Below are 9,124 nucleotides of genomic sequence, written 5' to 3'. Positions count from 1 at the left end.
CGCTCGCCGAGGGCGCTCCCCACCCTGCCCTGCTCGCCGCCTACGGCGAGGTCGACGTCGCGCTCGATCCCTTCCCCTACTCGGGTGGCCTGACGACGCTGGAGGCGTTCTGGATGGGCGTCCCGGTGGTGACGCTGCCGGAACGCCGCTTCGTCTCGCGCCATACGCTGGCTCACGCCAGCGTCCTGGGCCACCCGGAATGGGCAGCGCGCGACGCCGACGACTACGTACGCATCGCGGCTCGCCTCGCCTCGGACCCCGACGCCCTGGCTGCGGTCAGGGCCGGGCTGCGGAGCGGGATGGCGGCCTCGCCGCTATGCGACGGCCCCCGCTTCACCCGCAACCTGGAAGCGGCCTTCCGGGCGATGTGGCGGGACTGGTGCGCGAAACCCGTTTCCTGAGGATCCCCTCTCCCGCCGGCGGGAGAGGGGACTTCCATCCGACCTCAGCGCTTGAGCTTCGGGTCCTCCTCGGCGGCGTGGCTCCGGCCCTTCTCCTCGGCCCGGCGCAGTTCCTCGCCCTCGGGCCCGTCCAGCGCTTCCTTCGCCTCGCGCGCCTGCTCGCCGGCCTTGCCCGAACGGGCATGATCCGTCGCCGCCTGGTCGTAGTTGCGAGCGGCCGTCCGGTTGCCCTCGCCCTCGTTCTTCTGGTCGCGTTCCTCGGTCATCTCCGCCTCCTCGGTGAACCGTCGAAGATGCCAGAGCAACCCCCGACCCTGCGCGGAGTTCCGATCGCGAACGCGAAAACCCGCCCGGTCGTGGACCGGGCGGGTCGCGGGGCGTGCGGATGCGGGAGGTAGCCTTACTCGGCTGCGCTCTTGCCCATGCCGCGGCCGGTCGTGCGCTCGGAGATACGGGCGGCCTTGCCGCGCAGCTCACGCAGGTAGTACAGCTTCGCGCGGCGCACGTCGCCCTTGCGCACCAGCTCGATCGAGTCGATGCGCGGGCTATAGAGCGGGAACACGCGCTCCACACCCTCGCCGTAGCTGATCTTGCGCACGGTGAAGCTGGAATTCACCCCGGCATTGCGGCGGGCGATGCACACGCCCTCGTAGGCCTGGACGCGCTCGCGCGAGCCCTCGACGACCTTCACGTTCACGCGGACGGTGTCGCCCGGCGAGAAGTCCGGAACCGCGCGAACGGAAACCAGCTTCTCGATCTGCTCGGACTCGAGCTGTTGAATGATGTTCATCGCACTCACCCCTTCACTCCGTCGGCGCGCCATCCCGGCGGGCCGAGTCTCCTGCATGCCTGCGCCGCTTGCGCGGCCTCGCTCTTTCCTCGGCCTCGCGGCGCTCGAGATAGGGCGCCCACAGGTCGGGACGCCTGTCCCGCGTGATCCGCTCCGCCTCGGCGAGCCGCCAGGCCGCAACCTTCTCGTGGTGACCGGACAGCAGAACCTCCGGCACCGCGCGGCCTTCCCAGAGGGCCGGCCGCGTGTAGTGGGGATACTCGAGCAATCCCCTCTCGAAACTCTCCTCGCCGGCGGTCTCGACGTTGCCCATCACGCCGGGCAGCAGCCGGACCACCGCGTCGATCAGGACGAGCGCCGCCGGCTCTCCGCCGGACAGCACGTAATCCCCGACGCTGACCTCCTCCACCGCGTGCTTGTCGAGGACGCGTTCGTCGACGCCCTCGAACCGCCCGCACAACAGCACCACCCTCGGCTCCGCGGCCAGTTCCCGGACCAGTTCCTGGTTCAGGAGACGGCCGCGGGGAGACAGGTAGATCACCCGCCCGCGCCCCATGGGATCGGCCGCGGCCGCGAGAGCCGCGTCCAGAACGTCCGGTCGCATCACCATGCCGGGGCCGCCGCCGAACGGGGCGTCGTCGACGGAGCGGTGTTTATCGCGCGCGTATGACCGGATGTCCACTGTTTCCAGCGTCCACAGCCCGCTTTCCAGCGCCTTTCCGGCGAGGCTGAACCCGAGCGGTCCCGGAAACATCTCGGGGAACAGGGTCAGCACCCGCACCGACCAGGGCGCGCTCACGACACCTCTTCCCCGCCCTCGCCGGCCCCTTCGCCAGAGGGGGACGCGGGATCGAGCAGCCCGGCGGGCGGATCGACGATGACCCGGCCGCCGCGCGGATCGACGACCGGCACCGCCTTCCGCGTGAAGGGCACCATCGCCGTGCCTTCCGCGGCCATCCGCACCTCCATGACGTCGCCCGCGCCGAAATCGTGAAGCGCGACTACCTCGCCGAACCGCGTCCCATCCGGCAGGAACGCCGGCAGGCCGATCAGATCGGCATGGTAGAACTCGTCCTCTTCCGGTTCCGGCAGCCGGGAACGCTCGACGTAGAGACAGGTACCGGAGAGGGCCTCGGCGACGTTGCGGTCGTCCACGCCTTCGATGCGGGCGATCCAGTGGTCCTTGGCCGCCGACATCAGCCGGACTCGGAAGACCCGCTTGCCCGAACCGTCGGTCAGCGGATCGTAGCCGCCGATGGCGGCGGGGTCCCCGGTGAAGCTCTTCAGCTTCACGAGGCCGCGCACGCCGTGGGCGCCCGTGATCTGGCCGACGCACACGCGTTCCGAGCCGGTCATGGCGGGGCTCGCCGATCCCAGGCGAGGTCAGCGGACCAGGATCACTCGCCGGCTTCCGCCGCCTGGGCGCGCTCGGCGTCGAGCTTGGCGCGCTCCTGCGCCTTCGCCTTCGGCGCCGACTTGACCGGGCTCTCGCGGTACTCCGGCTTCGGCGCGAGGCCGGCCGCCCCGAGGAAGCGCGCGACGCGGTCGGTCGCCTGGGCGCCCACCGACAGCCAGTGCTGGACGCGCTCGGACTTCAGCACGAGGCGCTCCGGATGGTCCTTGGCGAGCATCGGGTTGTAGGTCCCGATCTTCTCGATGAAGCGGCCGTCGCGCGGCGAGCGCGAGTCGGCGATCACGATCGAGTAGAACGGGCGCTTCTTGGCGCCACCACGGGCCAAACGGATCTTGAGGGACATGGGTACTCTGCTTTCCTTCGTGGGTTGACGTCGTTCGTCGTAACGGGACGGCACTCAGCGCCGGAGACCGGGTGGCAGCAGGCCGGACAGGCCCTGCCGCATCAGCCCCTTCTTCCCGAGTTTCTTGACCTGCTTCATCATCGACTGCATGTCGCCGAACTGCTTCAGCAGGCGATTGACCTCCTGCACGGTCGTGCCGGAGCCCAGCGCCACGCGCCGCTTGCGCGAGGCCTTGAGGAGATCGGGGTTGCGCCGCTCGGCCTTGGTCATCGAAGAGATGATCGCCTCCTGGCGCTTCAGCATCCCCTCGTCGACCTTGGCGTCCTTGAGCTGGTTCTTGATCTTGCCGATGCCCGGCAGCATGCCCAGCATCCCCGACATGCCGCCCATCTTGCGGATCTGGCGGAGTTGGGATGCCATGTCGTCGAGGTCGAAACCGCCCTTCTCCATCTTGCGGGCGAGCTTCTCGGCCTCGTCGCGGTCGATGCTCTCGGCCGCCTTCTCGACCAGGCTGACAACGTCGCCCATGCCGAGGATGCGGCCGGCGATGCGGTCGGGATGGAACGGCTCGATCGCGTCGATCTTCTCGCCCGTGCCCAGCAGCTTGATCGGCTTGCCGGTGACCGCGCGCATCGACAGGGCGGCGCCGCCGCGCGCGTCGCCGTCGATGCGGGTCATCACGATGCCGGTCAGCCCGACCTTCTCCTGGAAGTTGGCGGCGACCGTCACCGCGTCCTGGCCCGTCATGGCATCGACGACCAGAAGGGTCTCGACCGGGCGGACCTCGTCGCGCACCGCCGCGACCTCGGCCATCAGCTCCTCGTCGATGGCGAGGCGGCCCGCGGTGTCGAGCATCACCACGTCGTAGCCTTCGGTGCGCCCGACCTGCATCGCGCGCCGCGCGATCTCGACCGGCTGCTGCCCGGGCACGATGGACAGCGTCGCCACGCCGGCCTGCTCGCCGAGGATGCGCAGCTGCTCCTGCGCCGCCGGACGGCGGGTGTCGAGCGACGCCATCAGGACCTTCTTGCGGTCCCGCGTCTTCATGCGCAGCGCGATCTTCGCGGTCGAGGTGGTCTTGCCCGATCCCTGGAGGCCGACCATCAGGACCGGCACCGGAGGCGACGCGTTGAGGCTCAGCCCCTCGCTTTCGGCCCCCAGCATCTCCACGAGATGGTCGTGGACGATCTTGACGACCTGCTGGCCGGGCGTGACGGAGCGCAACACCTCCTGGCCGACCGCGCGCTCGCGCACGCCGGAGACGAACTGCTTCACGACGGGAAGCGCGACGTCGGCCTCGAGCAGCGCCACGCGGATCTCGCGCAGGGCCGCGTTCACGTCGTCCTCGCTCAGCGCGCCGCGTCGGCGCAGCCGGTCGAAGATGTCGCCGAGACGCCCGGACAGGCCTTCGAACATCACTCACCCCGTTGCGATACCGCCTCCTCCGGAACGGCAGGGCCAAAACAGGAAACGCCAGTGCGCGAAACTCGCGGACCGGCGGGCACCCGTAGGCGCTGACCCAAGCTCATCCCTGGAGGAAGGCTGGCGGAAAATAGGCGGTCGCCGGACCGATGTCAACGGCGGGTGGCACGGAGGACACACATGGCCGGACCCCCGCGCCGGACGCGACCAGGGTCTTGAAACAAGACGGGATTAATACTTTCTTTTGAGTCCCGGCGCTATCTGTCGATGGCTCAGCCGTTCCAAGGTACAACCAGCGATGCCGCCCGCGCCGAACGACGATCCGGACATTCCGCGCGCCCGCCTGTCCCAGCAGGAGCTGAACGCGGTCATCCATCGGCACCGGGCCTTCCTCGCCCGGCAGCCGGGGGGAACGCGCGCGAACTTCAAGCTGAGAGACCTGTCGCATCTCGACCTGTCCGGCCTCGACCTGTCGGACGCCGATTTCAGCGGGGCGAAGCTGTTCAGCACGCGGCTGAACGGGGCCAATCTCGATCAGGCCATCCTGTACGGCGCCGACCTGCGCCTCGCCAACCTGACCGGCGCCCGCCTCGACCGGTCCGATCTGCGCGGCGCGTGCCTGCGCGGCGCGATTCTCTCCGACGCACTGCTCGTCGAAGCCGATCTGCGCGACGGTTCGCTCGTCCGGATGACGGCCAAGGGCCAGATGACGTCGGTGAACTACGAGGCGACCCCGCTGACGACGGAGCTGACCTGCGCCACCGTCCGCAGGGCCAACCTCTCGCGCGCCCGGCTCTCCAGCGCCTTCGTGATGCAGACCGATCTGACCGACGCCATCCTGCGCGGCACGAAGTTCCATCGCGCCAACCTCACGAATTCCGATCTGACGGGCTCGGACCTCCAGGGCGCCGACCTCTCGGAGGCGAACCTGTCCGGCGTGCGCCTGGCCGGCGCCATGCTCGCCGGCGCCCGGCTGTCCAACACGCGCATGGAAGGCGCGAACCTCGTCGGCGCGATCCTGGACGACGACCAGCTCGCCTCGCCGTCGCTGGCCGGAGCGATCCGGGCCCGCCGTTTCGATGAGAAAAGCGGCAGCCTCGCCGAACTCGTGGCCGACCACGGGATCTGGATGGACAGCGGCGGCAAGCTCGGCCGGCGGGCCGACCTGTCGATGCTCGACATGTCGGGAATCGACCTGCGCGCCGTCAACCTCGCCGCCGCCCTCCTGAACGGCGCGACGCTGATCGGTGCCCGCCTGACCGACGCCTCGCTGGCCATGATCGACCTTTCGCTCGCGGACATGCGCCGCGCCGACCTCGCCCGGGCCGACATGCGCGGCGCCAACCTGGAGCGCGCGACCCTGATCGGCGCCAACCTCACCGGCGCGCGGCTCGGCCCGATCCACATCCAGAGCGGCACCGGCCATCTCTGGCGCACGAACCTGCACCGCGCACGGCTGAACGAAGCCTGCCTCGCCCGGGCCGACCTCCGGCGCGCCAACCTGGTCGAGGCGAATCTGAGCCGCACCGACCTGCGCGAAGCCGATCTGCGCGAAGCCGACCTGACCGGCGCCGAGCTGCACGGCGCGGATCTGCGCGGGGCCGACCTGACGGGTGCCATCGGCCTGCCCCGGCGCGCGACGGGCGGCTGACACCCACCCGATCTCCCCCACCGGAGTCGCACTTGCCGATGCGGCGGCGATGTGCACATTCTCCGCTCCGCCCGAACGCGGACCAGCCCCCTTGACCAGCCTCGTCGCACCGCCCGCCGCCGAAACCGCCGCGACCAGGACGCTTGCGGTCGCGATCTCCGTCGCCGTGCTCGCCGGCTATGCGCTCCTGTCCCTTGCCCTCGGCCAGGACGCCAATTGGGATCTGCGCAATTACCATTGGTACAACGGGTACGCGTTCCTGACCGGGCGCCACGGCTTCGACATGGCTCCGGCGCAGGTGCCGAGCTTCTACAATCCCCTGCTGGACGTGCCTCTGTTCCTGCTGGCCGACGCCTTGCCGGCGCGTGCCGCCATGACCGTGTGGAGCCTGCTGCAGGGGCTGAACTTCGTCCTGCTGTTCGCGCTCGCCCACGCGCTGACCACCGCCGGCTCCCCGATGCTCCGGCTGTGGGCGTCGGCCGGAACCGCATTGATCGGCATTCTCGGGGCGGGAACCCTGTCCCAGCTCGGCACGACCTTCCACGACAACGTCGTCAGCCTGGGCGTCATCGGGGGGCTGCTCGTCGCCGTCCGGTGGCGCGATACGCTGTTCGGCGGCCACACCGGCCAAGCCTGTGCCGTCGCAGCGGCGGCAGGGCTTCTGGTCGGGGCGGCTGCCGGGCTGAAGCAGCCTTCCGTGATCTTCTGCGTCGGCCTGTGCTTCGGCTTCCTGCTCGCTCCGGGCGGGATCGTGCGGCGCTTCACGCTCTCCTTCACCTGCGGCTTGGGCGTACTGGCCGGGATCGCCCTGACCGGCGGCTATTGGATGTGGTTCCTGTGGGAGACCTATGGCAATCCGCTCCATCCCTACTTCAATACGCTGTTCGGCTCGCCGCTCGCCGCCCCCTCGGACTACCGGGACACCCAGTTCGTCGAGCTTTCGCCCACGCTCCTCGATCGTCTTCTGCTGGGCTTCCGCCTGCTGGCCGATCCCAACCTGGTCGGGGAGATCCCCCTGCCGGGCGAGGCGCCCTGGCGCGATCCGCGCATCGCGGTTCTCACCGTTCTGATCCCGGCCGCCGCGCTGTCCGGCTTCATCGGCGGACGCGGCACCCGGCTCACCCATGCGGCCGCCGGGCGCTACGTGCTGGCCGCGGTCACGCTCTCCTGCGTGACCTGGGCCGTCATGTTCTGCATCTATCGTTACCTGGTGCCGGTGGAGATGCTCGCACCCATCGCGATCCTGCTCGCGGCGGACCGGTTGCCGCTCGCCACGCTCGCCCGGGCCGGCGTCGCAGCGGCGGTGATGGCCGGCGTGCAGCTCGCCACGGTAACCGGCGACTGGGGCCGGATCGCCTGGACGGACCGTCTGGTGGAGGTCGACCTGCCCCGGATACCGGCCCCCGGCCGCACGATGGTGCTGATGGCGGGCTACCAGCCGATGTCCTTCATCATTCCGGAATTCCCGCCGGAAATCCCGTTCCTGCGGATACAGAGCAACTTCGTCCACCCCGATCCGTCGCCCAACGGCTACAACGACGCGCTCCGCGGGAGGATCGACGCCCACCGGGGCGACGTCTTCGTGGTGAGCACGATCCCCGACACCGATCTCGCCGCCGATGCCGTCCGCTTCCATGGACGCCGGCTCGCCTGGCAGGAATGCCAGGTGATCCGGAGCAACCTGAACGAGCCGCTGAACTTCTGCCGCACCTACCCGCACGACGGCGAGCGCACGCCGGCGGGGAGCGCGACAGAGCCCTGACCCCGGACCCGAAATGCACGCCACCTCCGAAGCCACCCATATCTCTCCGGCCGTTTCCGCCATCCCGGCCCGGCCGCAGGTCGCGGTCCTGGTCCCCTGCTACAACGAGGAAGCCTCGATCGCGAAGGTCGTGCGCGACTTCCTCGCGGTTCTGCCGGACGCGTCGGTCTACGTCTACGACAACAACTCGACCGACCGGACCATGGAGATGGCCGCGGCCGCCGGCGCGATCGTCCGCCGCGAGCGGCTTCAGGGCAAAGGCAACGTCGTCAGGCGCATGTTCGCGGACGTCGAAGCGGACGTGTACGTGCTCGTCGACGGCGACGACACCTACGACGCTCCCAGCGCGCCCGAAATGATCCGGGAACTGCTAGAAGGGCCGCTGGACATGGTGAACGGCGCGCGCATCACCGAGATAGAGGCCGCCTACCGGCCGGGCCACCGGTTCGGCAACCGGCTGCTGTCGGGCATCGTCGCGCGCATCTTCGGCGACCGATTCAGCGACATGCTGTCGGGCTACCGCGTCATGTCGCGCCGGTTCGTCAAATCCTTCCCGGCGCTGGCGAGCGGCTTCGAGATCGAGACCGAGCTGACGGTCCACGCGCTGGAACTGCGCATGCCGACGGCCGAAGTCGCCACGCCCTACAAGGACCGCCCCGCCGGGTCGGTCAGCAAGCTGCGCACGGTGCAGGACGGCCTGCGGATCTCATGGCTGATCCTGGTGCTGGCGAAGGAGGAACGGCCGCTCCCGTTCTTCTCGGCCATAGCCGGGCTGTTGACCGCGGTCGCGGTCGTCCTGGCGATACCGTTGTTCACGACCTATTTCGCGACCGGCGAGGTGCCGCGCTTCCCGACCGCGGTGCTGGTGACCGGCATCATGGTGATCTCGGCGCTGAGCCTGACCTGCGGCATGATCCTCGACACCGTGACCCGGGGCCGGCGGGAGATGAAGCGGATGCGCTATATCGGCGTTGCCGCCCCCGGCGCGACTTCCCGTCCGGACGTCGGCCGTCCTGGGTGAGGCTGCCGCGCTTCAGGACGCCTGGTTCAGGACGCCTGGTTCAGGACGTCTGGGCACCCGGCGGCAGGGCAAGGCAGTCCGTGCCGCGACTGGTCAGCAGCTCGCATGCCCGGGCGGCGTCGTCGGAGGACACCCCGATCAGCCGCGCGCGGTAGACCTGGCCCGACGGCGTGCTCACCTCCATCACGTGGCGGCGAGCCGGGCTCAGTATGTCGGGTGCGGCGAGTTGCGCCGCCTCGATCGCACGATGGCTGTCGTTGGCCGACCGGAAGGCGCCGACCTGGATCGCCCAGTCGCCGAGGACCGCGACCTGGACCGGC

Annotated in this window: 11 protein-coding genes; 4 read left to right on the top strand and 7 right to left on the bottom strand. The window is 69.8% G+C overall.

Translation table 11 applies throughout. The features are described from left to right. Nucleotides 1-401, top strand: a 401-nt coding sequence (locus tag VGO20_RS27550; protein WP_473964868.1) for an O-linked N-acetylglucosamine transferase family protein, incomplete at its 5' end; no start/stop codon positions are given. A gap of 44 nt (nt 402-445) precedes the next feature. On the opposite strand, the gene VGO20_RS27545 is transcribed toward VGO20_RS27550, so the two are convergent. From VGO20_RS27545 to ffh, 6 genes are all read right to left on the bottom strand, one after another. Next, nucleotides 446-667, bottom strand: a complete 222-nt coding sequence (locus VGO20_RS27545; protein ID WP_327505624.1) for a hypothetical protein — start codon at nt 665-667, stop codon at nt 446-448. A gap of 134 nt (nt 668-801) precedes the next feature. Next, entirely contained in the window at nt 802-1,191 is a 390-nt protein-coding gene (gene rplS, locus VGO20_RS27540; RefSeq protein ID WP_327505622.1) for a 50S ribosomal protein L19, read from the bottom strand. 13 nt (nt 1,192-1,204) lie between these two features. Next, nucleotides 1,205-1,945: a tRNA (guanosine(37)-N1)-methyltransferase TrmD gene (gene trmD, locus VGO20_RS27535; RefSeq protein ID WP_414639916.1), complete on the bottom strand. Its 741-nt coding sequence runs from the start codon at nt 1,943-1,945 to the stop codon at nt 1,205-1,207. Between the two features lie 41 nt (nt 1,946-1,986). Further along, complete coding sequence (rimM, locus tag VGO20_RS27530; RefSeq protein ID WP_327505620.1) at nt 1,987-2,547, bottom strand: ribosome maturation factor RimM; 561 nt, start codon at nt 2,545-2,547, stop codon at nt 1,987-1,989. Between the two features lie 41 nt (nt 2,548-2,588). Beyond that, the gene (rpsP, locus tag VGO20_RS27525) at nt 2,589-2,948 is read right to left on the bottom strand and encodes a 30S ribosomal protein S16 (protein ID WP_327505619.1); all 360 of its coding nucleotides are present in this window, start codon (nt 2,946-2,948) and stop codon (nt 2,589-2,591) included. Between the two features lie 54 nt (nt 2,949-3,002). Beyond that, on the bottom strand, nt 3,003-4,364 hold the full coding sequence (gene ffh / locus VGO20_RS27520; RefSeq protein ID WP_327505618.1) for a signal recognition particle protein: 1,362 nt from the start codon (nt 4,362-4,364) through the stop codon (nt 3,003-3,005). Nucleotides 4,365-4,668: 304 nt separating this feature from the next. Here ffh and VGO20_RS27515 point away from each other — a divergent pair, with 304 nt between their 5' ends. The 3 genes from VGO20_RS27515 to VGO20_RS27505 all read left to right on the top strand — a co-directional run bounded on the left by VGO20_RS27515 (nt 4,669) and on the right by VGO20_RS27505 (nt 8,804). Next, nucleotides 4,669-6,021, top strand: coding sequence for a pentapeptide repeat-containing protein (locus VGO20_RS27515; RefSeq protein WP_327505617.1), 1,353 nt, complete (start codon nt 4,669-4,671; stop codon nt 6,019-6,021). Nucleotides 6,022-6,112: 91 nt separating this feature from the next. Next, complete coding sequence (locus tag VGO20_RS27510; RefSeq protein ID WP_327505616.1) at nt 6,113-7,783, top strand: hypothetical protein; 1,671 nt, start codon at nt 6,113-6,115, stop codon at nt 7,781-7,783. A 13-nt stretch (nt 7,784-7,796) separates the two neighbouring features. After that, entirely contained in the window at nt 7,797-8,804 is a 1,008-nt protein-coding gene (locus VGO20_RS27505; protein WP_327505615.1) for a glycosyltransferase family 2 protein, read from the top strand. A gap of 40 nt (nt 8,805-8,844) precedes the next feature. Here VGO20_RS27505 and VGO20_RS27500 read toward each other — a convergent pair. Continuing rightward, the coding region (locus VGO20_RS27500; protein ID WP_327505614.1) for an SPOR domain-containing protein at nt 8,845-9,124 on the bottom strand (280 nt) is incomplete at its 5' end.

This window comes from Arenibaculum sp., assembly GCF_035998295.1.
Taxonomy (GTDB): Bacteria; Pseudomonadota; Alphaproteobacteria; order Azospirillales; family Azospirillaceae; genus DASYHS01.
This window is presented reverse-complemented; position numbering and strand designations above follow the sequence as displayed.